Source organism: Comamonas badia DSM 17552 (assembly GCF_000484635.1).
GTDB lineage: Bacteria > Pseudomonadota > Gammaproteobacteria > Burkholderiales > Burkholderiaceae_C > Comamonas_C > Comamonas_C badia.
The window spans coordinates 75,086-100,497 of the sequence record NZ_AXVM01000006.1; the positions used below are offsets into that span (position 1 = coordinate 75,086).

The 25,412-nt window shown below is 66.0% G+C and carries 21 protein-coding genes and 1 pseudogene; 11 read left to right on the forward strand and 11 right to left on the reverse strand.

Going from position 1 to position 25,412, the window contains the following annotated elements:
* Positions 1 to 87: 87 nt before the first annotated feature.
* The 4 genes from K320_RS0113360 (at position 88) to K320_RS0113375 (ending at position 4,990) form a co-directional block, all read left to right on the forward strand.
* Complete coding sequence (locus K320_RS0113360; RefSeq protein ID WP_024539339.1) at positions 88 to 1,434, forward strand: substrate-binding protein; 1,347 nt, start codon at positions 88 to 90, stop codon at positions 1,432 to 1,434.
* Between the two features lie 143 nt (positions 1,435 to 1,577).
* Positions 1,578 to 2,453: a branched-chain amino acid ABC transporter permease gene (locus K320_RS0113365; RefSeq protein ID WP_024539340.1), complete on the forward strand. Its 876-nt coding sequence runs from the start codon at positions 1,578 to 1,580 to the stop codon at positions 2,451 to 2,453.
* A gap of 15 nt (positions 2,454 to 2,468) precedes the next feature.
* Complete coding sequence (locus K320_RS0113370) at positions 2,469 to 4,295, forward strand: branched-chain amino acid ABC transporter ATP-binding protein/permease (RefSeq protein ID WP_024539341.1); 1,827 nt, start codon at positions 2,469 to 2,471, stop codon at positions 4,293 to 4,295.
* A complete protein-coding gene (locus K320_RS0113375) occupies positions 4,292 to 4,990 on the forward strand; it encodes an ABC transporter ATP-binding protein (RefSeq protein ID WP_024539342.1) in 699 nt (232 codons plus the stop codon). The genes K320_RS0113370 and K320_RS0113375 overlap by 4 nt, the downstream gene beginning before the upstream one ends.
* A gap of 66 nt (positions 4,991 to 5,056) precedes the next feature.
* On the opposite strand, the gene K320_RS0113380 is transcribed toward K320_RS0113375, so the two are convergent.
* Both K320_RS0113380 and ettA read right to left on the reverse strand, forming a co-directional pair.
* Positions 5,057 to 6,559 carry a DUF1631 family protein gene (locus K320_RS0113380; RefSeq protein ID WP_024539343.1) on the reverse strand — a complete coding sequence of 501 codons (1,503 nt, stop codon included), beginning with the start codon at positions 6,557 to 6,559 and terminating at the stop codon, positions 5,057 to 5,059.
* A gap of 38 nt (positions 6,560 to 6,597) precedes the next feature.
* The gene (ettA, locus tag K320_RS0113385) at positions 6,598 to 8,259 is read right to left on the reverse strand and encodes an energy-dependent translational throttle protein EttA (protein ID WP_024539344.1); all 1,662 of its coding nucleotides are present in this window, start codon (positions 8,257 to 8,259) and stop codon (positions 6,598 to 6,600) included.
* 255 nt (positions 8,260 to 8,514) lie between these two features.
* Here ettA and K320_RS0113390 point away from each other — a divergent pair, with 255 nt between their 5' ends.
* From K320_RS0113390 to rarD, 3 genes are all read left to right on the forward strand, one after another.
* Complete coding sequence (locus tag K320_RS0113390; protein ID WP_024539345.1) at positions 8,515 to 10,131, forward strand: DEAD/DEAH box helicase; 1,617 nt, start codon at positions 8,515 to 8,517, stop codon at positions 10,129 to 10,131.
* 87 nt (positions 10,132 to 10,218) lie between these two features.
* Positions 10,219 to 11,958 carry a M14 family metallopeptidase gene (locus K320_RS0113395; RefSeq protein ID WP_029696138.1) on the forward strand — a complete coding sequence of 580 codons (1,740 nt, stop codon included), beginning with the start codon at positions 10,219 to 10,221 and terminating at the stop codon, positions 11,956 to 11,958.
* 51 nt (positions 11,959 to 12,009) lie between these two features.
* Entirely contained in the window at positions 12,010 to 12,900 is an 891-nt protein-coding gene (rarD, locus tag K320_RS0113400; RefSeq protein ID WP_024539347.1) for an EamA family transporter RarD, read from the forward strand.
* Between the two features lie 3 nt (positions 12,901 to 12,903).
* On the opposite strand, the gene K320_RS0113405 is transcribed toward rarD, so the two are convergent.
* The 4 genes from K320_RS0113405 to K320_RS0113420 form a co-directional block, all read right to left on the reverse strand.
* A complete protein-coding gene (locus tag K320_RS0113405; RefSeq protein ID WP_024539348.1) occupies positions 12,904 to 13,917 on the reverse strand; it encodes an NAD(P)H-dependent glycerol-3-phosphate dehydrogenase in 1,014 nt (337 codons plus the stop codon).
* A gap of 24 nt (positions 13,918 to 13,941) precedes the next feature.
* On the reverse strand, positions 13,942 to 14,403 hold the full coding sequence (secB, locus tag K320_RS0113410) for a protein-export chaperone SecB (RefSeq protein ID WP_024539349.1): 462 nt from the start codon (positions 14,401 to 14,403) through the stop codon (positions 13,942 to 13,944).
* A 103-nt stretch (positions 14,404 to 14,506) separates the two neighbouring features.
* Positions 14,507 to 14,764 carry a glutaredoxin 3 gene (grxC, locus tag K320_RS0113415; RefSeq protein ID WP_024539350.1) on the reverse strand — a complete coding sequence of 86 codons (258 nt, stop codon included), beginning with the start codon at positions 14,762 to 14,764 and terminating at the stop codon, positions 14,507 to 14,509.
* 55 nt (positions 14,765 to 14,819) lie between these two features.
* A complete protein-coding gene (locus K320_RS0113420) occupies positions 14,820 to 15,227 on the reverse strand; it encodes a rhodanese-like domain-containing protein (protein ID WP_024539351.1) in 408 nt (135 codons plus the stop codon).
* Between the two features lie 72 nt (positions 15,228 to 15,299).
* On the opposite strand from K320_RS0113420, the gene gpmA reads away from it, so the two are divergent.
* The 3 genes from gpmA (at position 15,300) to K320_RS0113435 (ending at position 18,361) form a co-directional block, all read left to right on the forward strand.
* Positions 15,300 to 16,043, forward strand: coding sequence for a 2,3-diphosphoglycerate-dependent phosphoglycerate mutase (gene gpmA / locus K320_RS0113425; protein WP_024539352.1), 744 nt, complete (start codon positions 15,300 to 15,302; stop codon positions 16,041 to 16,043).
* Between the two features lie 66 nt (positions 16,044 to 16,109).
* Complete coding sequence (locus tag K320_RS0113430; RefSeq protein ID WP_024539353.1) at positions 16,110 to 17,549, forward strand: S41 family peptidase; 1,440 nt, start codon at positions 16,110 to 16,112, stop codon at positions 17,547 to 17,549.
* 62 nt (positions 17,550 to 17,611) lie between these two features.
* Positions 17,612 to 18,361 (forward strand): HesA/MoeB/ThiF family protein, encoded by a 750-nt coding sequence (locus K320_RS0113435; RefSeq protein ID WP_024539354.1) that lies wholly within the window; start codon positions 17,612 to 17,614, stop codon positions 18,359 to 18,361.
* A 6-nt stretch (positions 18,362 to 18,367) separates the two neighbouring features.
* Here K320_RS0113435 and K320_RS0113440 read toward each other — a convergent pair whose 3' ends face one another.
* Entirely contained in the window at positions 18,368 to 20,152 is a 1,785-nt protein-coding gene (locus K320_RS0113440) for an ABC transporter ATP-binding protein/permease (RefSeq protein ID WP_024539355.1), read from the reverse strand.
* Between the two features lie 142 nt (positions 20,153 to 20,294).
* Positions 20,295 to 20,648, reverse strand: a pseudogene (locus K320_RS0113445) (hypothetical protein); the annotation flags it as partial.
* A gap of 283 nt (positions 20,649 to 20,931) precedes the next feature.
* Between K320_RS0113445 and K320_RS0113455 the strand changes: the two are divergent.
* Complete coding sequence (locus K320_RS0113455; protein ID WP_024539357.1) at positions 20,932 to 22,809, forward strand: FMN-binding glutamate synthase family protein; 1,878 nt, start codon at positions 20,932 to 20,934, stop codon at positions 22,807 to 22,809.
* 62 nt (positions 22,810 to 22,871) lie between these two features.
* On the opposite strand, the gene coaD is transcribed toward K320_RS0113455, so the two are convergent.
* The 3 genes from coaD to K320_RS0113470 all read right to left on the reverse strand — a co-directional run bounded on the left by coaD (position 22,872) and on the right by K320_RS0113470 (position 25,410).
* On the reverse strand, positions 22,872 to 23,360 hold the full coding sequence (gene coaD, locus K320_RS0113460) for a pantetheine-phosphate adenylyltransferase (protein WP_024539358.1): 489 nt from the start codon (positions 23,358 to 23,360) through the stop codon (positions 22,872 to 22,874).
* Positions 23,361 to 23,458: 98 nt separating this feature from the next.
* Entirely contained in the window at positions 23,459 to 24,046 is a 588-nt protein-coding gene (rsmD, locus tag K320_RS0113465; protein ID WP_024539359.1) for a 16S rRNA (guanine(966)-N(2))-methyltransferase RsmD, read from the reverse strand.
* On the reverse strand, positions 24,043 to 25,410 hold the full coding sequence (locus K320_RS0113470; RefSeq protein ID WP_024539360.1) for a M16 family metallopeptidase: 1,368 nt from the start codon (positions 25,408 to 25,410) through the stop codon (positions 24,043 to 24,045). Before K320_RS0113470 ends, rsmD begins: the two co-directional genes overlap by 4 nt.
* Between the last annotated feature and the right edge of the window lie 2 nt (positions 25,411 to 25,412).

The following is a 25,412-nucleotide window of genomic DNA, read 5'->3' on the forward strand; positions in this document are numbered from 1 at the left end:
CGATGGGCGGCGCAACGCTTCATAGTGATTTGCGGCAGGTCGCCGCAAAGTGATTCAGCCCCTGGTTGACAACCACGAAGGAGATATATGTCCAAGTTTGATTCCCTCAATGGCGTTTCGCGCCGCAGCGCGCTGCAGATGGGCGCAGCCGGCGGCATGGCAGCCACCAGCCTCGGCGGCATGCACTGGGCCATGGCCGCAGACCAGCCAGCCATGGGCACCTGGCCTGAAGGCTCAAAGGGCGACACCGTGTACATCGGCGCCGCCGTGCCGCTGACCGGCACCTATGCGGTGCAGGGCGCCGACGAGCTCAAGGGCATGGAACTCGCCATCGAGCACATGAACACCAACCACGAGCTGATGAAGAAGCTTGCGCCCAAGGTGAACAACGGCGTGAACGGCAAGAAGGTGGGGCTCGTCTCCGCCGACTCCGCGGCCAAGCCAAACCAGGCGCTGCAGGTGGAGCAGAACTTCATTGCCAAGAACAAGGTCATCGCGATGATCGGCTCGACCTCATCCGCCGTGGCCGTGGCGATGAACAAGTTCGCGCAGCAGCAGAAAATCATCTACATGGCTGGCATCTCCGGCTCCAACGACACCACCGGCAAGGACTGCGTGCGCTACGGTTTCCGCCAGGGCTTCTACGGTGAAATGGCGGCCCGGGCGATCGGACCGGTCATGGTCAAGCAGTTCGGCAAGAACCGCAAGGCCGCGTTCATGACGCCTGACTACACCTACGGTCACACCACCACCGAATCGGTCAACAACTACCTGACCAAGGAAGCCGGCTGGAAGATGGTGACCAACCAGGTTTCCCCGCTGGGCACGCAGGACTTCAGCCAATACCTCACCAACATCGCCAACTCCGGCGCCGAGTTCCTGATCAACGTGAACTGGGGCCGTGACGCGGTGCTGTCGTCGCAGCAGGCCAAGCAGTTCGGCCTGATCCCGAAGATGACCCTGGTGCTGCCCTACCAGATCCCCTTCATCGCCAAGGAAGCGGGCGTGGACATCACCCACGGCGTGCTGGCCGCGACGGATTTCTGGTGGACGCTGGAAGACAAATACCCGCTGGCCAAGCTGTTCGTCGAGTCCTTCCACAAGAAGTACGGCTACCGCCCCGAGTGGGGCGCAGAAAACGGCTACGTCAGCTTCGCGCACTGGGCCCGCATGGTGACGGAGGCCGGCAGCTTCTATCCGCCCGACGTGATCAAGCAGTGGGAAAAGGGCGAGACCATCCCATCGCTGCTCGGTGACGTGCACTACCGCCCGCAAGACCACCAGTGCGTGCGCCCGGTCGTGATCGTGCGCGGCAAGGAAAAGAAGGACATGAAGAACGACGAGGACTTCTGGGAAGTCATCGACATGGTCGATGGCGCCACGGTCATCCAGAAGCCGGATGAATTCGGCTGCAAGCTGGGCGATTACACCTGACCGGCAGGCAATGCGCCGGGTAGCTCACCGCGGTGCATTCATGCCAGTTTTTCGAGAGGCGCCCTTGCGTGATGCTGGTTTCACGCAAGGGCGCGCAGCATGTTTGAAACCACGTTTTCTAGACAACACCATGGCGGGGCAATGTGATTAACACGGCCAATTTCATCTCGCAGCTGTTCAACGGGCTGGTACTGGGGGCGCTGCTGGCGCTGATCTCGTCCGGCCTGACGATCATCTATGGCACGCTGGGCGTGCTCAACCTGGCGCACGGCGCCCTGTTCATGCTGGGCGGCTATGCCGGCTGGCTGGCGTTCGAGTATTCACATTCCTACATCCTCGCGGTGCTGGCGGGGGCTGTCTTCGTGATGATCGTCGGCGTCATCATGGAGCAGCTGATCATCAAGCGCTTCTATTCCAGACCGGACGAGGATCAGCTGCTGGTCACCTTCGGGCTGAGCATCGTGTTTGCGGAACTGATCCGCTACTTCTTCGGCAGCCTGTCCAAGAAGATTCCGCCGCCCGACATTTTCTCGGGCGCATCGAACATGGGGTTCATGATCTATCCCAACTACCGGCTCGCGCTGCTGGGCATCATCGCCGTGGCGCTGTTCGCGCTCTACTGGGTGCTCTACCGCACGCGCATCGGCATGATCGTGCGCGCCGGGATCGAGGATGCGGTAGCCGTTGATTCCCTGGGCATCAATGTCTACAAGGTCTTCACGCTGGTCTTCGGCATCGGTGCCATGGCGGCCGGGTTTTCGGGCATCGTCTATTCGCCGGTCGTCGCGATGTCGCCCGACAGCGGCGACTCGATTCTGGTGATGACCTTCGTGGTGGTCGTGATCGGTGGCGTGGGCTCGTTTCCGGGGGCGGTCCTGGGTGGTCTGATCGCCGGTGAAATTCAAAGCCTCACCTCGATGGTGAACCCTGCCTACTCCGAGATCATGCTGTTCGTGGCGATGACGCTCGTCCTGGTCTTCCGTCCGCGCGGGCTCATGGGCTCCATCGGCCGCACTTAAATCCCAGAGTTCCAGATGTCAAGAAAAATTCCATTCTTCACCGAGCTGGTGACGCTGCTCGTACTGATTGCCATTCCTTTCGTCCTGCCACCGCTCGGCTTCACGCCGGCGACGATCAACCGTATCATGATCTTCGGCCTGGTGGGCATAGGCTTTGACCTGCTGTTCGGCTACACCGGCCTGCTCTCCTTCGGCCAGTCGGCGTTCTTCGGCACGGGTGGCATGTTCGCCGCGTATCTACTGACGCACACATCGTTCACCAACGTGGTGCTCGCGCTCCTTCTTGGCGCCCTGGTGGCGGCGGTGGCGGGCTACCTCGTCGGCATGATCGCTCTGCGGCGCACCGGCATTTACTTCGCGATGATCACCGTGGCGATTGCCCAGGTGTTCTTCTTCATGGAGTTCAACCCTCTCGCGGAGTACACCGGCGGCGAGAACGGCTTGCCTGGCGTACCGCAGGCCAGCCTGGGCCTGGGTTTCACCACCATCCATTTCGAGAGCGAGCTGGAGCAATACGCATTCTTCGCGTTCTGGATGTTCGTCGGCCTGGTGATTGCGCTGCGCATCGTGCGTTCCCCCTTCGGCCTGGTGATGCGCGCCATCCGCGAAAACCCGGACCGTGCAACCGCCCTGGGCCACAACATCCACAGCTACAAGCTCGTCGTGTTCATCGTCGCTGCGATGTACGCCGGCTTTGGCGGCGGGCTGCTCGCCGTCATGCAGGGTTTCATGCCGCCGGATGCCTTCATGTTCGCAACCTCCGGCGAAGTGGTGATGATGACCGCCATTGGCGGCGCCGGCACCCTGTTCGGCCCCATCCTCGGCTCTGCGACCTGGCTGCTGCTGAGCGACTTCTTCCAGATCACACTGAATCTGGGCGCTTCCTGGAAACTGGTGCTGGGCATCATTTTCGTGCTGCTGGTGGTCTTCCTGCGCCGCGGCCTCGCAGGCGCCTTCATCGATCTCTACCGCATGGCGTTCGGTACCCAAAAGGCCGCCACGGCGCCGGAACCTGCGGCACGTGGCGCGGCCGCGGAAACCTCTGGCGCACTGCACCTCAAGAGCACCCGCAACAAAACCGGCCACATCATCGAAGTGAAGGGGCTTACCAAGCACTACGGGGGCATTGCCGCCAACAGCGACATCGACTTCAGCGTGGACTACGGTGAAATCCGCGGCATCATCGGCCCCAACGGCGCCGGCAAGAGCACCTTCTTCAAAATGCTCACCTGCGAGGTCCAGCCAACAGCCGGGACGATCAAGTTCGACGGCCGCGACATCACGCACATGGGCGTGGTCGAAGCCTGCCAGATCGGCCTGACCAAGAGTTACCAGATCAACCAGCTGTTCGAGCGCCTGACCGTGCGCCAGAACCTGATGATTGCTGCACTGGCCGAGATCCGCGGCACCTTCAAGCTCGATCTGCTCAAGTCCATGGGCAAGGTCCGCGGGCTTGCCAACCAGGTCAACAGCACCGCCGCCCTGGTGCACCTGACACACCGTCTGGATGCGCCTGTGGCGGACCTGGCCTATGGCGAAAAACGCCGCCTCGAAGTCGGTCTTGCGCTGGCCACCTCGCCCACTCTGCTGCTGCTCGACGAGCCGCTCGCCGGCATGAGCGCCGAGGAGCGCGTGGAAACCGTGGCGCTGCTCAAGTCGATCGCCAAGGGGCGCACGCTGGTCATCATCGACCACGACATGGATTCGCTGTTCGAGCTGGTCGAACGCGTCACCGTGCTGCAGGAAGGCCGCCTGCTCGTGGAAGGCACGCCCGACGAAATCAAGAACAACGCCCAGGTGCAGGAAGCCTACCTCGGCGGCGTACATGGAGAGACGCAATGAGCCTGCTGGAAGTCAGTGGAGTCAACAGCTTTTACGGTGACAGCCACATCCTCTTCGATGTGGGCATGCGTGTCGAAAAGAACGAGGTGGTCGCCCTGCTGGGCCGCAACGGAGCCGGCAAATCGACCACCTTCAAGAGTCTTGCGGGCGTGGTCAGACCGAAGAAGGGCAGCATCAAGCTCGATGGCGTCGAAATCGCAGGCAAGAAGGCCCACGAAATCGCCATGCAGGGTCTGCAGCTGGTGCATGAAGAGCGACGCATCTTCGGCAGCCTGAACGTCGAGGAAAACATCATCCTCGCCGGGCTGACCGCATCGAACAAATGGCCGCTGGAACGCATCTACGCGATGTTCCCGCGCCTTAAGGAGCGCAAGACCAGCCGTGGTACCGATCTTTCAGGCGGCGAACAGCAGATGCTGGCCATCGCTCGGGCACTGGTGCGCGACCCCAAGGTCATCCTGCTCGATGAACCGTTCGAAGGGCTTGCGCCCGTCATCGTCCAGGATCTGATCCGCGTCTGCCGCGATCTGGCCAAGGCCGGGCAGACCATCGTGCTGATCGAGCAGAACCTGGCGGCCGCACTCTCGCTCGCCACCCGGGCCTACATCCTGAACAACGGCCAGATCGTGCACGAAAGCTCGACCGCGGAACTCAAGAAGCAGCCCGAGGTCATCCAGCGCTATCTGGGCGTCTAACCATCGGAACAAGGGCGCGCCTGCGGGAGGGCGCCTCCCGCAGGCTCATCTTTTTGCGTTTTCCGCTCAGGAAGAAGCCGCGCGCTTCATGGCGCCGGACTGCAGCAGTTTGTCCACCATGCGCGCCGTCATGCTCTGCGTGCTGCCATCGGTCTGGGTGAAGAGAAACAGCGTCTGGCGCGGGCTGCACCACGTCAATTGGGTTCGCGACATGCCATGCGCACCGTCAATTTCCACCCAATCACCCAGCTGCAGGGATGCACTTTCCTGCCCTGGGGCGGTAGACAAAACAGCTTCCGTCACCGTATCGGGACGGGGCAGCTGATCCGGTTGCAACGCGGCCTCCGCTGGAGCCGCTGCGGACACGGCCTTCGGCTCGGCGTCCAAAGACCGCAAGGCGCGCTCGAGCATGTCGGCAGTCGGCACGCCATCGCCCGTCAGGCTGGCCAGCGCGCCTTCCACCGAACGCGCAAACCGACTGCGCCACTGGGCGCTGGATACAGCGCCCTCCAGGCCCTTGACCGTCAGACGGTCCAGCAGCCGGCGGGCAGGGTGGGTTGCATCAAAGAAAAAAAGCGAATCCACCTGCACCAATCGCCGCAAAATCGGCTCCAGCCTAATGACGGCATGGCGCACAACAGGCATCAGGCGCTCGTCCCGCACGACCGTTTCCACCATCTGCGACAGCACATCACGGGCCAGATCGGGCTGGGCCGCAGCCCTCCCGCCGCTCATTGCCGATGGTGCGCCGTCCCGGCCTATCGGCACGCCTGCCGATGGGGCCGCATACACGGTGGGATCATCCGCGGGCGCGATACCCGCGGGTCGGACAGAATCCCACAGTGAAGACTCTATGCTTGGCAACACCCCCAATTCCGAGGGTGCCAGGAATGCACCCGAGGCATCCCCATACCCCGTGGTTCCCCCCAGATCGCCCTGCCGGCTGCGCACCGTGGGCGTGTAGTGCACCGGCCAGATGCCCTGCCCGCGCAGTTCATCGGAAATCCGCCGGTATTCGCGCGAAAGCAGCGCACCGAACCGCTCCTGCATCCGTGGCAGCCACTGGCGGCTGACCTCATCGGGCACGCCTGCCCCAGCCACCACGACGTACAACGCCCGAACGTAGTTGCCAGGGCGCAAAGGGTTGCGCTCCGGCTGGGCGCGTTCAAAGCCCTGTACCGCCCCCATCAGACCATCAAGCTCCGTCAGCGCTGGCGCCGCCTCACGCGCAACCTGCTGGCGCGTCCGGACCATTTCCATCCGCGCGCGGGCTTCGCCCGGCTCGACACGGCCCGGTCTAGCCTCGGCACTGGCACGCCCTTGCGCCGTCACCGCGCCCTGTGCCACCAGCTCCAGCAACGCCATCGGGTACTCGGCAACCAGTTTGCTGCTGCTGCCGGCCAGGGAACTCAGCGCTGCGGCATGCGCCTGCGCGCCCGCTCCTGGTTCTTCGCCCCAGTGCTCGCGTACCTGGCGCACCAAATCCGCCATCAGCGCAGCGCTGCGCTTGACGGCATTGACGATGCAGGCGCGATAAATGGCCGCCGAATCCGAGGGTGAAACCGACATGGCAGATCGCTGCGACAGGCTGAGAAAACGAAAAATCCCTATTTGAGCGCCTTGTAGCGTACCCGTTTCGGCGCAGCGCCTTCTTCGCCCAGTCGCTTTTTCTTGTCGGCTTCGTACTCCTGGTAATTGCCGTCGAAGAACACCCACTGCGAATCACCTTCGGCCGCCAGAATGTGGGTGGCAATGCGATCCAGGAACCAGCGGTCGTGGCTGATGACGAGCACCGTCCCGGCGTATTCCAGCAAGGCGTCCTCCAGCGCGCGCAGGGTTTCCACATCCAGGTCATTGGACGGCTCGTCCAGCAGCAGCACATTGCCACCCTTGATCAAGGTCTTGGCCAGATGCAGGCGCCCGCGCTCGCCGCCGGAGAGCTTGCCCACCAGCTTCTGCTGATCCTGGCCATTGAAGTTGAAGCGCCCGCAATAGGCGCGGCTGGCCATCTGGAATTTACCGACGTTGATGATGTCCAGCCCGCCGGAGATATCCTCCCACACCGTTTTCTCATCGGACAGCGCGTCGCGCGACTGGTCCACGTAGGCCATCTGCACGGTCTGGCCCACGATGACCTGGCCGCTGTCGGGCTGCTCCTTGCCGGCAATCATCTTGAACAAGGTCGATTTACCCGCGCCATTGGGGCCGATGATGCCGACGATCGCCCCCGCGGGAATCGTCATGCTCAGGTTGTCGATCAGCACGCGGTCGCCAAAACTCTTGGTGACGCCGTGGAACTCGATCACCTGGGTGCCCAGGCGCTCAGCCACAGGAATGAAAATCTCCTGCGTCTCGTTGCGGCGCTGGTATTCGTAGTCGCTCAGTTCCTCGAAGCGGGCGATGCGCGCCTTGGACTTGGCCTGGCGCCCCTTGGCGTTCTGGCGCACCCATTCCAGTTCCTTCTTCAGGGCCTTGGCGCGCGCCTCCTCGCCCTTGTTTTCGGACTCCAGGCGGTTCTGCTTCTGCAGCAGCCAATCGGAATAGTTGCCCTTGTAGGGAATGCCGTGGCCGCGGTCGAGTTCGAGAATCCACTCGGCAGCGTTGTCGAGGAAGTAGCGGTCGTGGGTGATGGCCACCACGGTGCCGGTGAAGCGGTGCAAAAACTGCTCCAGCCATTCGACGGATTCGGCGTCCAGGTGGTTGGTGGGCTCGTCCAGCAGCAGCATGTCGGGCTTGGACAAGAGCAGCTTGCACAGCGCCACGCGGCGCTTTTCGCCACCCGAGAGCTTGCCTACGACCGCGTCCCAGGGCGGCAGACGCAGCGCATCGGCGGCGATCTCCAGTTGGTGCTCGCTGTCGGTGCCGGCGGCGGCGATGATGGCTTCTAGCTTGCCCTGCTCGGCCGCCAAGGCATCAAAGTCGGCGTCTTCTTCGGCGTAGGCGGCGTAGACCTCCTCCAGGCGGGCTCGGGCGTTGTTCACCTCGGCCATCGCGTCTTCCACCTCCTGGCGCACCGTGCGCTCAGGGTCGAGCTGCGGCTCCTGCGGCAGATAGCCGATGGTCAGGCCCGGCATGGGAATGGCCTCGCCCTCGATCTCCTTGTCGATGCCGGCCATGATCTTCAGGAGCGACGATTTGCCCGAGCCGTTCAGGCCCAGCACGCCGATCTTGGCGCCGGGGAAGAAGGACAGCGATATGTCCTTCAGAATCTGCCGCTTGGGTGGCACCGTCTTGGTCACGCGGTTCATCGAAAAAACATACTGGGCCATGGTTTCCTTCTTGAGATGCGGTCCGAATACAACAGCATGCACGCGCATGCATGCATCGATTATCCTTGCATGCGACAATAGCAGGCTGCCGGGCACTCCAGCACGCCGGCAGCCGCGCCCTGACCACCTGGCGCACGGGCCATGCGACATGGCCTGCACTTTCGCAACCATCAGCACTGTTGTACTGGACCGCAGGCCCCAACCCTGCGGCATCAGGCTGATACCCGCGCCCAGGATGGGTGCAGACCACATTACATGACTTTTGAAGAACTGAACCTGGCGCCAGCCTTGCTCCGCGCCGTGCAAGAGCTGGGCTACGACGCTCCCACCCCTATCCAGGCACAGGCGATCCCCGCCGTGCTGCAAGGCCACGACCTGCTTGCAGGAGCGCAGACAGGCACCGGCAAGACGGCGGCCTTTGCACTCCCGTTGCTGCACCGCCTCGCACAGCTCGATCGCGGCGCGGAAAAGCGTCCGCCCATCCGCGCGCTGATCCTCACGCCCACACGCGAACTCGCGGCGCAGATCGAGGAAGCCATCCGCGCCTACGCCAAGTACCTGGACGTCCGCTCCACGGTGATCTTCGGCGGCGTCGGCATGAACCCCCAGGTCGAACGCATCCGCCGCGGCGTGGACATTCTCGTGGCCACACCCGGGCGCCTGCTCGATCTGCAGCAGCAAGGCCTGCTGACGCTGTCGGAGGTGCAAACCCTGGTGCTCGACGAAGCCGACCGCATGCTGGACATGGGTTTCATCCACGACGTGAAGAAAATTCTCGCCCTGCTGCCGCGCGACAAGCAAAGCCTGCTGTTTTCCGCCACCTTCAGCGACGAAATCCGAGAGCTGGCCAATGGCCTGCTCAAAGACCCGCAGAGCATCCAGGTGACGCCGCGCAACACCACCGTGCAGCGCATCAGCCAGGTCATCCACCCCGTGGGCCGTGCAAAGAAAAAACAGGTGCTGCTGCACATCATCCAGCAGCACGACTGGAGCCAGGTACTGGTGTTCACCCGCACCAAGTTCGGCGCCAACAACGTGGCCGAGTTTTTGGCAAAGAACGGCGTGAGCGCCATGGCGTTGCATGGCAACAAGAGCCAGAGTGCGCGCACTCAGGCATTGGAAGGCTTCAAGACTGGCCATATACGTGCGCTGGTAGCTACCGATATTGCAGCACGCGGCATCGACATCGATGACCTGCCGCACGTCGTCAACTACGAAATCCCGAACGTGCCCGAGGACTACGTGCACCGCATCGGCCGCACCGGACGCGCCGGGCGCGAGGGCCATGCCGTGAGCCTCGTCTGCATGGACGAGGAAGGCTTCATGATGGAAATCGAGCGCTTCACGCGCCAGGAAATTCCGGTTCAGGTGATTGACGGCTTCGGCCCGGACGAAGGCGAGCAGGCCGAGCCCATCGCCATGGGGCGCCAGACACTTTGGGGCGGCGCCGGCAAGCCGCCCAGCCGCGACGTGATGCAGGCCGCAGCCAAGGCTGCACGCACCGAAATGATGGACCGCATGCGCGCCAACAAGGCTGCGCGCGGAACGCCACGCCCCGCCGGCCAAACGGCGGGCAGAGGCCAGCACACACGCGCTGACGGCGGCAACAGCGCCCAGCCCCAGGAACGGCGGCGCCCCGACCAACACGCCCAGCGCAGGGATGACAGCCAGCCCCGGGGGGAAAACGCCCATCTGGGCACGCAACTGGGCCGCATGGGCATGGACCAGCCGCGCGGTGCCCGCGGGCACGGCGGACAGCCGGACCCCATGCGCACCAGCGTGGACATGATGGGCCAGCGCGGGCGCCGCGGCGGCGGCGGCGGTGGCGCAAACCGTTCACGCGGTCCGCGCGGCGGCGCGCCCAGATATTGACTGGCGGCAATGGGTGGAGCAGGCGCCCAGCTTTGTGGCAAGCTATCGGCACTCTCGCATCGCGCACCCCGCTTTGGTGAACCGCCCATGACATCGTTGCCCCGCCTCTCCCCCGGCCAGCCGACCATCCGTATCCGCCAAGGCCTTTCGCGGGCATTGCCGCTGGCCGTCGCGCTGGTGCTGGGGGCCTGCACCAGCACGCCACTGCCGCCATGGCCCGCGCCCGGCGCCAAGGTGGTGCCGCCAAAGACCCAGACTGCCGCACCGCTGCCATCTGGCGCCGCCACGCCCGCGGACCAACCCGTGGCGGCCACCGCCGTTCCGATAGCGGCCGGCACAAGCGCTGCGCCGCTTGAAACGGCAGCCGCTGCCGCCCACTTCCCCGATCCACCGGTGCAATACGACACACCGGGCCTGCAGCCGGGGCGCCGTGCCTTCAGCACCAATGCAGAAGTGTCCGATTGGCTGGGGGATCTCGCGCGGGCACCGCAGAGCGGCGTCAATGCCCGGCTGATGGATCTGGGCCGCTCGCAAGGCGGGATCGCCATCCAGGCGCTGGCGCTGAACGCCGGGGCACGCGGCGGGGACAAATCCCCGCAGTCCAACGGACGCCCCACGGTATTGCTGGTCGGCCAGCAGCACGGCGATGAGCCGGCAGGCGGCGAAGCGCTGATGGTGATCGCCCGTGAGCTCGCACAAGGGCTGCTGGAACCCATGCTGCAACGCATCAACGTCGTCATCGTCGTGCGCGCCAATCCCGACGGCGCCGCCAGCGACTTCCATGCCACGGCCAACGGCACCGACCTCGACCGCGATCACCTCGATCTGCGCACACCGGAGGCCCAGGCGCTGGCCAGGCTCATCAACACCGTCCGCCCCAACGTCATTGCCGATGTGCACGAATACCCGGTGGCGGCGCTCAAGACCGCCGAGGGCGACTGGCTGCCCGGCTACGATGTCCTGCTGCAGTACGCCACGGCGCCCAACGTACCCGGCTTCATCACCAAGGCAGCGCAGGAATGGTATCTGCGCCCCATGCTCAAGGCCCTGGATGCGAGCCAGCTGACGCATGAATGGCTGTACCGGCTCGAGTCTTCGGACAACGGCCTGAGCGCGGTCACCGGCGATGCGCTGCCCCAGACGCTGCGCAACCTGGGCGGGCTGCAGAATGCCGTCAGCCTGGAGATCGCGAGCCGCGGCTCGAATCTGGGCACGGCGCACATCCAGCGCCGGGTGCACAGCCTGGTGCTGGCGCTGAGCAGCGTGCTGCGCAGCACCGCCGAACGTGGCGGCGACCTGCTGCAGGTGCAGACCTTCGTCGCGCGTGACATCGCGTCGAAGGCCTGCCAGGGCACAGTGGCAATCCAGGCCAGCCCCACCACCTCGCAGCGTGACCTGTCGCTGATCGATGCGGAAACCGGAGCGCTCACCTCCCGCAAGGTCAGCTGGACCTCGACGCTGCAGTTGCAGACCAGCGTCGAGCGCCCCAGGCCCTGCGGCTACTGGCTGGCTGGCGATTCGGCGGTCGCCGAACCTTTGCGCATGCTCGGACTGCAGGTCATGCGCGTTGCCGAAGCGGGATCGATACTGACCGAGACCTTCCCGTCGGGCGCGGCCGGCACACCAGCGCCGGAAGTCCTGCGCCAGACGGTGGACGCCCCTGCCGGCAGCTACTACGTCGGCATGAACCAGCCCCTGGCCAATGTGGCTGCCGCCGCCCTGGAGCCCGGCACCGGCTTCGGCTACCCCGGGACCGGGCGCCTGGCGCCTGGCGCCAGCACGCGCGTGATCAACAACCCCTCGCTGGTCTTCGACGATACCGAGTAGCCTTGCATCCGGGCGGCCCGAACGCCAGCCAGATGATTGGCTTCAATTGCCATGTGGACCGGCATTCTTGTTTCCGTCAGTGCATCGGTGCTGTTTGCAGCGATGTACTACCTCGCACCCTGGCTCGCACCGCTGGACGGCGAGCAGATTTTTGGCTGGCGCGTCCTGTGCACGCTGCCGTTCACCAGCCTGATCCTGCTGGCGCGCAAGCAATGGCCGCGCGTACACACGATGGCCCTGCACGCACTGCGCAATCCCGCATGGGGCCTGGCGCTGTGCGCCAGCGCCGCGCTGCTGGGCGTGCAGCTGTGGCTGTTTCTCTGGGCGCCGCTGCAGGGGCGGGCGCTGGCCGTCTCCCTGGGTTACTTTCTGCTGCCACTGGTGATGGTGATTGCCGGGCGCCTGCTGTTCAGTGAGCGCCTGTCGCCGCTGCAATGGGCGGCGGTGCTGCTCGCCGCCCTGGGCGTGCTGCACGAAATCCTTCTCAGCGGCGCGCTGTCCTGGGAAACCTGGCTGGTCGCCCTGGGCTACACGGTGTACTTCGTGGCGCGGCGCAAGCTGGGCACCGACCACCTGGCAGGCCACTGGGTCGACATGGCACTGCTGGTGCCGCCAGCGCTCTGGTACGTCCTGCGGACGCCGGCGTCGACCAGCCTGTTCGCAGGCCACCCGCACCTGTGGGGCATGGTGCCGGCGCTCGGCGCCGTCAGCGCGGTGGCCCTTGCGCTGTACATGGCCGCAAGCCGCCTGCTGCCGCTGGGGCTGTTCGGTCTGCTGAGCTATGTGGAGCCCATCTTGCTGGCGCTGGCCGCACTGCTGCTGGGCGAACGCCTCAGCGGCGCGCAGTGGCTGACCTACGCGCCGATCTTCGCGGCCGTGGGCGTGCTGGTGCTCGATGGCGCGCTGCGCATGCGCGCATCCACCGGCACCGTATCGCCTTGAACCTCAGATGCCCTCACTGCGCGGGTCGCGCCCCATCAGTGTGGCAACGGCCTGCCCAGGCCGCAACTGACCATCGAGCAACGCCACCACCGCATCGGTGATCGGCATATCCACACGCAGGCCGCGCGCACGCGCGGCCACCGTGCGCGCGCTGTAGACGCCCTCGGCCACATGGCCCAGCGACTGCAGCACCTGTGCCAGCGATTGGCCTTGCGCCAGCAGCAGGCCCACCTTGCGGTTGCGCGACAGGTCCCCCGTGGCCGTCAGCACCAGATCTCCCAGCCCGGAAAGCCCCATGAAGGTTTCGGCGCGCGCGCCCAGCGCCAGCCCCAGGCGCGACATTTCCGCCAGTCCGCGCGTGATCAGCGCGGCGCGCGCATTCAGGCCCAGTTGCAGCCCATCGCACAGGCCGGTGGCAATGGCCAGCACGTTCTTCACCGCGCCACCCACTTCCACGCCGACCAGGTCATCGTTGGCATAGACCCGCAGATGCTGTCCATGCAGCGCCTGCACCAGGGCTTCGCGCACGCTGGCGTGGCGGCTCGCAGCCACCAGCGCCGTCGGCTGCCCGCGCGCGACTTCCAAGGCGAAGCTGGGGCCGCTGAGCGCCCCCGCAGCCAGGTCTGGAGCCGCCTGGGCACATACCTCGTGGGGCATGAGGCCGGTTTCGGCTTCCAGGCCCTTGCACAGCCAGGCCACGGGCGCCGCAGTCCCGCCCAAGGTCTGCAACATGCCGCGCAAGGCTTTCATGGGCGTGGCCACCACCACCAGATCGGCCGGCGCCACGAGACCGGCAAAGTCAGCGCTGGCCACGCGCAGCGTGGCGGGGAACACAGCCCCCGGCAGGTAGCGCCGGTTCTCGCGCTCCACCTGCATGGCGCTCGCCTGCGCCGCGTCGCGTGCCCAAAGGCATACGCGGTGCCCGCCGGGATGGCTGGCGGCATGGATGGCGATCGCCGTACCCCACGCACCCGCGCCGAGCACTACGATATCAAGAGCTTGAGGCGCTTGCTCCATCTGCCCTGAGTACCGAAATGCCGCTTATTGCTGCGTGCCGCTGGCGCCCTGGACGGCCGCCGCCGACTGCTGTTGGTCATACATCGCCTGGAAATTGATTTCCGCCAGATGCACCGGAGGGAAGCCTGCGCGCGTCACCACATCGGCGACGTTGGCGCGGGCGTACGGATAGATGATCTGCGGGCAGACCACGCGCACCACATTCTCCATCTGCTCCTGCGGCACATTGCGGATTTCGAAGATGCCGGCCTGCTTGGCCTCGACGAGGAACACCGTCTTCTCGCCATGCTTGGCATGCACCGTCGCCGTCACCGTGACTTCATAGACGCCATCGGCCACGGTTTCCGCGCCGACTCCGAGCTGGATGTCCACGCTGGGCTGCTGCTGCTCCAGCAGGATCGCGGGCGAATTGGGCTGCTCCAGCGACACATCCTTGAGGTACATGCGCTGGATCTGGAATACGGGGCTTGCTTGTTCGTCGGCCATGGTGTCGGTCTTTGAGTGTGGTGAATACGAAAATGCCCGCCCGGGAGGTTCCCGCAGCGGGCAGGTCAACCGTGCATTATGCAGCGAGCATCGCCGCAGGCTTTCAGCCGTTCAGGAGCGGCGCCAGGCCGCCCTCTGCGTCCAGCGCCATGAGGTCGTCGCACCCGCCCACATGGCGGCCGCCGATGAAAATCTGCGGTACGGTGCGCCGCCCGGTGATGTCCATCATCTGCTGGCGCGCCTTCGGATCGGCATCGACCCGGATTTCCTCGATCGTGTCCACTCCCCTCTGCGTGAGCAGCTGCTTGGCACGCACGCAATAGGGGCAGGTGGCGGTGGTGTACATCTTCACGGCTTGCACGGCATGGTTCCTTTCATTCCCTGGGCGACGGCGTGGGAGGTAGCTGGGGCTGCGCTCACGCCTTTTCAACTGGCATGTTGGCCTCGCGCCAGGCATGCATGCCGCCCGTCAGGGCCTGCGCCTTTTCATACCCCAGCCGGCGCGCCATGCCCACGGCCCGGCGTGCGCGCATGCCGCGGGCACAGACCAGTACCAGCGGCACGCTCTTGTTCTTGACGGCCAGAGGCAGCTGCTCGCGAAACCGTGAAAGCGGCACGTTCTTGGCGCCGCTGGCATGCCCCGCGGCAAACTCCGCTGCCTCGCAGACATCGATGACCACCGCTTTCTCGCGGTTGATGAGCTGCACCGCCTGCATGGCTGACAGGCCGCCCGTACCGCCGCCGGAAACCACCGGCCAGGCCAGCAAGCCGCCGGAAGCCAGGGCGAGGACGATCAGATACCAATTTTCCAGAACGAAATTCACGGCACGCGCCAGTCTTTGATGAAAAGATGCCGATTCTAAAATAGCCGGTTTGTTCAAGCACTGGAACACCGCATGCACAAGCTCGTCCTGATCCGCCACGGCGAATCCACCTGGAATCTGGAAAACCGTTTCACCGGCTGGACCGACGTGCCGCTCACGGCCACCGGCGTTGCCCAGGCACGGAATGCCGGGCGCCTGCTCAGGGCGGAGGGCTACGAATTCGACGTGGCGCACACCAGCGTGCTTGCCCGGGCCACGCACACGCTGTGGCACTGCCTCGACGCGATGCAGCGCACCTGGCTGCCGGTGATGCACAGCTGGCGCCTGAACGAGCGCCACTACGGCGCGCTGCAAGGCCTGAACAAGGCGGAGACGGCCAGACAATACGGCGACGAGCAGGTGCACATCTGGCGACGCAGCTACGACGTGCCGCCGCCCGCGCTGCAGGCCGACGATCCCCGCTGCGAACGCGGCGATCTGCGCTACGCCGGCCTGGCAACCGGCCAGGTGCCGCTGACCGAATGCCTCAAGGACACGGTGGCGCGCGTGCTGCCTTACTGGCAGGACGCGATCGCTCCGGCCATCCGCGGCGGACAGCGGGTGCTGATCGCGGCGCACGGCAATTCCATCCGCGCGCTGGTGAAGTATCTTGACGGTATTTCCGATGCCGACATCGTGGGCCTGAACATCCCCAACGGCATACCGCTGGTCTACGAACTGGACGCCGGGCTCAAGCCGCTGCGCCGGGCCTATCTCGGCGATGCCGAGGCAGCTGCGCAGGCAGCGGCCGCCGTGGCCAGCCAAAGCAAGGCCTGACGCGGGAACCGCCGCAGAACCCGCCCCTCCAAGGTGTATATTGCCGCGACGCGACAAAGGTGGTTTATGGGGCAGAGACTCAAGATTGCAGGATGGATTTCGGTTGGCGTGCTGGCCGGCGCGCTGACGACGGTGTCGCTGCAGACGGTGGCGCGCGGCTCCATGGCGCCACTGCCGCTCGAAGAGCTGCAGCAGCTGGCGGCGGTGTTCGGGCTCATCAAGACCGACTACGTCGAGCCGGTGGACGACAAGAAACTCATCACCGATGCCATTTCCGGCATGGTCGCCGGGCTGGATCCGCACTCGCAGTATTTCGACAAGAAATCGTTCAAGGAATTTCGCGAGGGGACCTCGGGGCGCTTTGTCGGTGTCGGCATAGAGATCACGCAGGAAGACGGCCTGATCAAGGTGGTCTCGCCCATCGAAGGCTCCCCGGCTGATCGCGCAGGCCTGAAAACCGGCGATCTGATCACCAAGATCGGCGATGAAGCGGTGCGCGGGCTGCCGCTCAACGATGCCGTCAAGCGCATCCGCGGCGAGCCGGGCACCAAGATCACGCTGACGGTCTTCCGCAAGGATGAGAGCCGGTCCTTCCCGGTGACGATCACGCGCGAGGAAATCAAGACGCAATCGGTCAAGGCCAAGCTGGTCGAGCCGGGCTACGCCTGGATCCGCATCTCGCAGTTCCAGGACCGCACACTCGACGACTTCGTGCGCAAGGCAGAAGACATCTACCAGAAGGACCCGAATATCAAGGGCCTGGTACTCGATCTGCGCAACGACCCCGGTGGACTGCTCGATGCGGCCATCGGCATTTCCGCCGCCTTCCTGCCCGAAGGCGCGACGGTGGTGAGCACCGATGGGCAGCTGGCCGAAAGCAAGGCGATCTTCACCGCCTCGCCCTCCAACTACGTGCGCCGCGGCAACGGCGATCCGCTCAAGCGCCTGCCGGAGGTCTTCCGCAAGGTGCCCATGGTGGTGCTGGTCAACGAAGGCTCGGCATCGGCCAGCGAGATCGTCGCCGGAGCGCTGCAGGACAACCACCGCGCCACCATCATGGGCAGCCAGACCTTCGGCAAGGGCTCGGTGCAGACGGTGCGCCCGCTCGGCCCCGACACCGGCATCAAGCTGACCACCGCGCGCTACTTCACACCCAGCGGCAAGTCCATCCAGGCGCGCGGCATCGTGCCGGACGTGATGGTCGATGAAACCGCCGAAGGCGACGTGTTCGCCGCCCTGCGCCTGCGCGAATCCGACCTGGTCAAGCATCTGGACAACACCCAGGGCGGTGAGGCGGCGACCGACAAGGCGCTGGAAAAGGCGCGCGAAGAGGCACGAAAGAAGCTGGAAGAAGAAGCGAAGAATGCCAAAGTCGAACGCAAGCTGCCCGAATTCGGCTCCGACAAGGACTTCCCGCTGGTGCAGGCACTGAACCAGCTCAAGGGCCAGCCGGTGCAGGCCAGCAAAACGCTGACCGAGCGCAAGGAAGCCAGGAAGGACGATTGAGCGCCTTCAAAGCGCCACCCCGAGGCCGGCCCGTCCGGCCTTTTTCATGCCGCAAGAACGCAATGGAAGACGACCAACTGCTGCGCTACTCGCGCCACATCATGCTCGACGAGATCGGCATCGAGGGACAGGAGCGCATCCTCGCGGCGCACGCACTCATCGTCGGCGCGGGCGGCCTGGGTTCGCCCGCGGCGCTGTTTCTGGCATCGGCCGGCGTGGGGCGGATCACGCTGGTGGACGACGATGTGGTGGACCTGACCAACCTGCAGCGCCAGATCGCCCACACCACGGCGCGCGTCGGCCAGGCCAAGGTGGACTCCTGCGCTGTTGCGATCCACGCCCTGAACCCCGAGGTACGGGTGCACCGCGTGCGCGAGCGGGTCGATCAGGCCCGCCTGGCACCACTCGTCGAGCACGCTGACGTGGTACTGGACTGCACCGACAACTATGCCACGCGCCACGCCATCAATGCCGCCTGCGTGGCCGCGCGCAAGCCGCTGGTCTCGGGCTCGGCGATCCGCTTTGACGGGCAGATCGCGGTCTACGACACGTGCGATGCGCAATCCCCCTGCTACGCCTGCCTGTTCCCGCCCGATGCCGCGTTCGAGGAGGTGGCCTGCGCCACCATGGGCGTGTTCGCGCCCATGGTGGGCATCGTAGGCACCATGCAGGCAGCCGAGGCGCTCAAGCACATCGTGGGCACCGGCGAGTCCCTGACAGGCAGGCTGCTGATGCTCGATGGCCGCAGCATGCGCTGGAGCGAAATCCGCCTGGCGCGCGATCCCGATTGCACGGTCTGCCGCAGGCGGTGACGCGCCTCATGTGGCGGAGGCGGTCTTCATCGGCTCCACATGGATTTGCGCCGCTTGCGGATCAAGCCGCCAGCGCGTGCCGTGGAACTGCTGCACGCTGTCCCGGTGCGCTACGGATACGAGAGCACCGCGCCCGCGCACCAGGTCGCGCAGGCGCTGGTACAGCAGGCCCTCGGTGGGACTGTCCAGGGCGCTCGTGGCCTCGTCGGCGAACACCCAGGCCGGGTGCTTGAGCAGCACGCGCGCGATCGCCAGGCGCTGCTGCTCGCCGCCCGAGAGCTGGGCGTTCCAGGCGCCGGCCTCGTCCAGGCGCTTGCACAGCGCCGGCAGCCGGGCCTCGACCAGGGCGCGGCGCAGCTCGGCGTCGCCGTAGCGGCCGGGGTGCTCGGGGTAGGCCAGGGCGTCGCGCAGCGGGCCGTCGGGGAAGTAGGGCTTTTGCGGGATGAACATGGCGTCCTGCGGCAGCTGCACGCTGCCCTGCGTCCAGGGCCAGATGCCCGCCAGGGCGCGCAACAACGTGGACTTGCCCGCGCCCGACGGGCCGCTGATGAGCACCGCCTGGCCCGGCGCGGCCGACAGCGTGGCTTGCTGCAGCAGCGGCCGGCCATCGGGTAGCGCCACACTGAGGTTGCGCACGGCCAGCTCGGCAGCGGGCTCGGGCTGCAGGCCGGCAGCACGCGCCTGGGCCGTCAGGCTGGCCTCGAAGCCGCCCAGACGTTCGGTGGTGGCGCGCCAGGCCGCAAGGTCGGCGTAGTTGTCCACGATCCACGACAGCGAGCCCTGCACGCGGTCGAAGGCCGATGCGATCTGCATCAACTCGCCCAGCTGGATCGCGCCGCTCAGGAAACGCGGCGCGGCGATGATGAAGGGGAACACCACGGCCGCCTGGCCGAAGAAGCTGGTGAACCAGACCAAGTTCTTCTGCGCCTTGACCAGCTGAAGGTAGTTGGCCAGCACATCGGTCAGGCGCCCGCCGAGCTGGCGCCCCTCCACGCCCTCGCCGCCGTCGAGCGCAATGGCCTCGCTGTGCTCGCGCACGCGCACCATGCGGTGGCGGAAATCGGCCTCCAGGCGCTGCTGGCGGTAGTTCAGCCGCATCTGCGGGCGCCCGACCCAGAAGGTGATGGCGCTGCCGGCCACGCAGTACAGCACCGCCATCCAGACCATGAAGCCCGGAAACTCGCGCGGCCCTCCCAGGGCCGCGGGCAGCGGCAGGCCCACGCTGGTGCTCAAACCCCACAGGATGCCGACGAAGCTCACCAGCGTCACTACGGCGTTGAGCAGGCCCATGGACAGGCCGACGCTGGCGCCGGTGAACAGGTTCAAGTCTTCCTGGATACGCTGATCCGGGTTGTCGGGCATGGCGGTGGCGCCCTCCTGGCCGTCCTTGCCGTCCTGAAAGCGCGCCAGCTCCAGCCGGTAGAAGGCCTTGCCCGCCAGCCAGCGCGCCAGCATGTGCTCGGTCAACCAGCGCCGCCAGTCGATCTGCAGGCGCTGCGTGAGGTAGAAGCGGTACACCGCAATCACCACGTAGCCCAGCGCCAGCCAGGCAAAGTGCCCGAGCTGCTGCCAGAACACCGTGGCGTTGCGCTCCTGCAGCGCGTCGTAGAACAGCCGGTTCCAGCTGTTGATCTGCACCAGCATGGTCACGGCCGCCAGGTTCAGCGCCACGATGGCGAACAGCAGGCCGCCTGCGATCCAGCGGCGCTCGGAGCGAAAGTACGGTGCGGCCAGGGCCCAGGCCTGGGGCGCCACGGCCAGCGCGCGGCGCAGGCGTGCCAATGGTTTCATTGCGGCATGCTCAATCAGTTTGGATTGACTATGCGGGCGCTGGCTGAAAAGAGGCTTAAGAGCCACCCCTTTCAAGGTGTGACTTTCCCCTTGAGCACATGGTCGGCCGAGACATGAGATCGAGCGGTCTTGCCATCCACATAGCCCTCGTGGCCGCACCAATGTTCGCAGGCAGGTTGCTCCACAGGCCAATCGCGTGCTCGCCCGATTCGGTGGGCCCATCCAACTCGATCTCGATGCGTCGCCAGGACGTGCCGCCTTGCCCGGCTTGGGCATCGCCCTGAAGCGCGAAGCCGATGCGCTGCTCGCGTACCCGGCCGGTCTCGATGCGCTCGTAGCGGCTGCACCGTCCGAACTCCGCCAGCCGCGGATGGCGCGAATGTTCGCGCACGATGAAGCCAGCACCCGCCTGGTTCAGGCGTTGCAAGATGGCGTGGGTACAGAAGTGCCGCTCTCCCATCCATACCTGCTTGGGCTGGGCGTGCTCCAGCAATGGCATCACGACAGTTCCTCGCTCTCGTGCGCGTCCTCGCAGGCTGCGATGCCGCACACCAGGGCGCTGTCCGGGACGTGGACCACCAGCGTGTGGCCCGGCGGGGTTGCTCAAACACCTCGTCGATCCATTGCGCCGGCAGTGCCCGCTCCAAGGTCAGGCGCGCCATCACGCTGACCGCCCTCTTCCAGCACCCGAGCGTGCACCGAGGCATCGCTGAAAACCCGGTGCCCAAAAGCACCGCAGTGGGCTAGCATGGCGCACCTCCTTTCGGAAACCAGCGGTAATGTCTCATCCCCACTTCGTGGCCACGCATGTGCGCTACACCACCCTCGCGCTGTGCGCGCTGGCAGCCGTCGTCAGCCTGCCGTGGATGGCCATGCGCCCGGGTGCCTGGCCGCTGGCCGTCTTCGTGATCGCCTGCGCGCTGATCGCCATCGGCCTGTACGACATGCGCCAGACGCGCCACGCGGTACTGCGCAACTACCCCATCCTCGGGCACATGCGCTTTTTCCTGGAGTTCATCCGCCCCGAAATCCGCCAGTATTTCATCGAGGGCGACATCGACAAGGGCGAGCCCTTCACCCGCGCTCAGCGTACCGTGGTCTACCAGCGCGCCAAGGGTGTGCCGGATGTGCGGCCGTTCGGCACCAAGCTGGACGTGGGCGCCAAGGGCTATGAGTGGATCAACCATTCGCTGCAGACCACCAAGATCGATTCGCACGATTTCCGCATCTGGATCGGCGGGCAGCCCGGCACGGCGCGCGCCGGCGTCTCGCCCTGCACCCAGCCCTACAACGCCAGCGTGTTCAACATTTCGGCGATGAGCTTTGGCGCGCTTTCGGCCAATGCCATCCTGGCGCTGAACCTGGGCGCGAAGATGGGCGATTTCGCGCACGACACCGGTGAAGGCGGCATTAGCCGCTACCACCGCCAGAACGGCGGCGACCTGATCTGGGAGATCGGCTCAGGCTACTTCGGCTGCCGCAACCCCGACGGCAGCTTCAACCCCGAGCGCTTCGCCGAGCAGGCGACCAGCCCGCAGGTGCGGATGATCGAGATCAAGCTCAGCCAGGGCGCCAAGCCCGGGCACGGCGGCATCCTGCCGGGCGCCAAGGTCACGACCGAAATCGCCGCCGCGCGCGGCGTGCCCGAGGGCGAGGATTGCGTCTCGCCCTCCTCGCACGGCGCTTTCTCCACGCCGGTGGAAATGATGCATTTCATCGCCCGCCTGCGCGAACTCTCGGGTGGCAAGCCCGTGGGTTTCAAGCTCTGCATAGGCCACATCTGGGAGTGGTTCGGCATCGTCAAGGCCATGCTGGAGACCGACATCACGCCTGACTACATCGTGGTCGACGGCGCCGAGGGCGGCACGGGCGCGGCGCCGATCGAATTCGCCGACCACATGGGCGCGCCGGTGCAGGAAGGCCTGCACCTGGTGCACAACACGCTGATCGGCGTGGGGCTGCGCGAACGCATCAAGATCGGCGCCGCGGGCAAGGTCATCACCTCATTCGATCTGGCGCGCATGTTCGCGCTGGGCGCGGACTGGTGCAATTCCGGGCGCGGCTTCATGATGGCGCTGGGCTGCATTCAGGCGCAGGTCTGCCACACGGGCTTCTGCCCCACCGGCATCACCACGCAGGACCCGGTGCGCGAGAAGGCACTCGTCATCTCGGACAAGGCGCCGCGCGTGGCGCAATACCACGCCAACACGCTGCATGCGCTGAAAGAATTGCTGCAGGCCGCGGGCCTGATGCACCCCGACCAGCTCAGCACCCACCACATCGTGCGGCGCCTGGACAGCGCGCGCATCCGCCTGCTCTCGGCGCTGATGCCGACGATGGAGCGGCGCGCCATCCTGGACGATCTGGCGCACCAGCACAACACCTACCGCCTGTACTGGCCGCTGGCTGATGCGCACAGCTTTGCGCCGCATGTGCCGACGCAGCAAGAGCTGCAGGGCGACCCGGATATCCTGCGCCCCACCGTGGCCGGCCGCCCTGCATCGGCGGTGCAGATCGCCGAGGCACTCACACGCAGGCACGCACCGCACCCGGCGCCACTCAGTGCCATCGTGCCCGAACAGGCGCGCGCAAAGCAAACCGCCGCATCAGCCTCGCAAGTGCCCGAAGAGTGGACGGAATCCGTAGGGCCTCAATAACAGGGAAATACGGCTCCAGCGCTTGATGATAAAGCGCTGACAGCTATCAAATCAGAACCTTTCTATGCCCGCCCCACCTTGGCCAGCAGGTGCGGCAGCACCGTGCTGCTGACCAGCCCATCCACCTTGCCGCCCAGTTGCGCAATCTCGCGCACCAGCGTGCTGCTGATGGATTGCCAGCGCGCATCGGGGGTGAGGAAGACGGTGTCCACTTCCGGACGCAGGTGGCGGTTCATGCCGGCAAGCTGCAATTCGTAATCAAAATCGGTCCCCGATCGCAGGCCGCGCACCATCACCTGCGCACCGTGCGCCACGGCAAATTCGGTGACCAGGCCGTCAAAGGCCAGCACCTGCACGTTGGGCCGGTCCGCCAGCGCATCGCGCGCCAGCTGCAGCCGCTCATCGAGCGTGAACAACGTCTTCTTGTGGTGCGCCATCGCCACGGCGACGATCACCGTGCCAAACAGCGCGGCCGCACGGCGCAGCATGTCTTCATGCCCCAGGGTGATGGGGTCGAAGGTTCCGGGAAAGACGGCGATCGTGGCGGACATGAGGGGCACTCCTGCAGGGGCAACGCCAGCCATTATGGTGCGATTTCAGGTCAAACAGGCCTTTAGCGCTTGACTGGCATGTGCCATCAGCTTCTTTTTCAGGAGTGCACTGGCAGGCGCTGCAGCAGATGCGCATGCGCCGCGCCCGCCTTGAGGTAGCGCTGGCACGCCAGGCCCAGGGGCGCCAGCGCCGCCCCATCCCAGCGCCTGGGCGCCTCCAGGTAAACCCAGCCCTGCGGCGCCACCGCGCGAGCAGCCGCCTGCAGCGCGGGCACAAAAAGCGCCGCAGCGTCAAACGGTGGATCGAGCAGCACCAGATCCAGGCTCTGCGCCGCGCACTGCGCGAGCTGCGCCACGCCATCGCCGCGGCGCACCTGCAGCTGGCTGGCCTGCAGCTTCTCCGCCAGGCGCGCGATGCCCTGCACCAGCGCACCGTCCTGTTCCACCAACAGCACCTGGGCCGCGCCGCGCGAAGCGGCTTCCAGCCCCAGTGCGCCCGTGCCGGCAAACGCATCGAACACGCGCCAGCCGGTCAGGTCCTGCCCCAGCCAGTTGAACAGCGTTTCGCGCACACGGTCTGGCGTGGGGCGCAGACCGGGGCGGTCCGGCACCGCCAGCCTGGTGCGCTTCCATTGCCCGCCGATGATGCGCACCGCGCCAGCGGGGCGGGCGGCGGCCTTGCTCACGGCTTGGCTGCGGGCTGGGCGCCGACCACCACGGTCACCATGCGGTCGGGCTGGAGCTTGCGCTGCAGCGCCGCCTTCACGTCCCGCGCGGTGAGCGCTTCCACGCGGTCCGTCCAATGCTCCAGGTAATCCAGCGGCAAGCCGTTGCGCGCAATGTTCACCACATTGCCCAGCAGCTTGCGGTTGCTGTCGATGCGCAGCGCAAAGCCGCCGATCAGGTTGTCCTTGGCCGCGCGCAGCTGCGCCTCGGTCGGGCCGTTTTGCACAAAATCGGCGATCACGGCGCGCGTGACCTTGATGGCCTCCATCGCCTGATCCGGCCGCGTCTGCAGGCCGGCAACGAAGGCGCCCGCCGACAGACCGGGCGTGAATTCGCTGAAAACGCTGTAGGAAAGCCCGCGCTTCTCACGCACCTCCTCGGTCAGCAGCGAGGCAAAGCCCCCCCCACCCAGGATATGGTCACCCACCAGCAGGGCGAGGAAATCCGGGTCACCGCGTACAAAACCGGGCTGGCCGATCAGCACATGCGCCTGCGCTGACTGGAACGGGATATCCAGCTCCTGTGCCTTCGCCAGCGGCTGCAGCGGCGCGAGCGCCGGCAGCGCGGCGCAGCTCTGCGCGTCACCTGCCGGCAGCCGCGCAAGCAGGCCATCCACCAGGCTTTGCGCCTGTGCGCGGTTCACCGCCCCCACCACCGCCACACGGGCGCGGCAGCGCTGCAGATAGCGTGTGTGGTACGCGCGCAGATCAGCGGTCTGAATGGCATCCAGCGTCTGCGCCGTGGTCTGCTGGCCGTAGGGGTTGCTGCCGTACACCGCCTTGGCAAACGCCTTGCCCGCCACGGTGCCGGGCTTGGTATCGGCCTCGGCAATCGCCGCCTGCCAGCGCGCGCGCTCACGCTGCCACACGTCCTGCGGGTAGCTGGGCTGGGCTATCTGGCGCGCGGCCAGCCGCACCGCGCGATCCAGCAGATCAGGCTTGGTGAGCGAGCGCAGCGAGAAGCTCAGCGCATCGCGCCCCGCGCCGGCGTCCAGGCTGGCCCCCAGATCGGCCCAGGCTTCGCCGAGCTGGTTTTCATCCAGCGCCGGCAGGCCATCGGCTGCCTGCACGCCCTTGGCGCTCATCAGCGCAACGGCGCTGGCAAGGCCGGCCTGCGCGGCCGGGTCGCGGCGGCTGCCGGCATCGAAATCCAGCTGCACATCCACCATGGGAATCGCCGGGCTCTGCACCAGCCAGACCTCGGCGCCGTTGGCCTGCGTCCAGTGCTCGATCGGCAGCAAGGCAAACGCATTTTGTGCATAAAAAATGCCTGTAACGCCCGTAAATAAAGCGCTGAAAGCTATCTTTTTGATTGTTTTTAGCATGG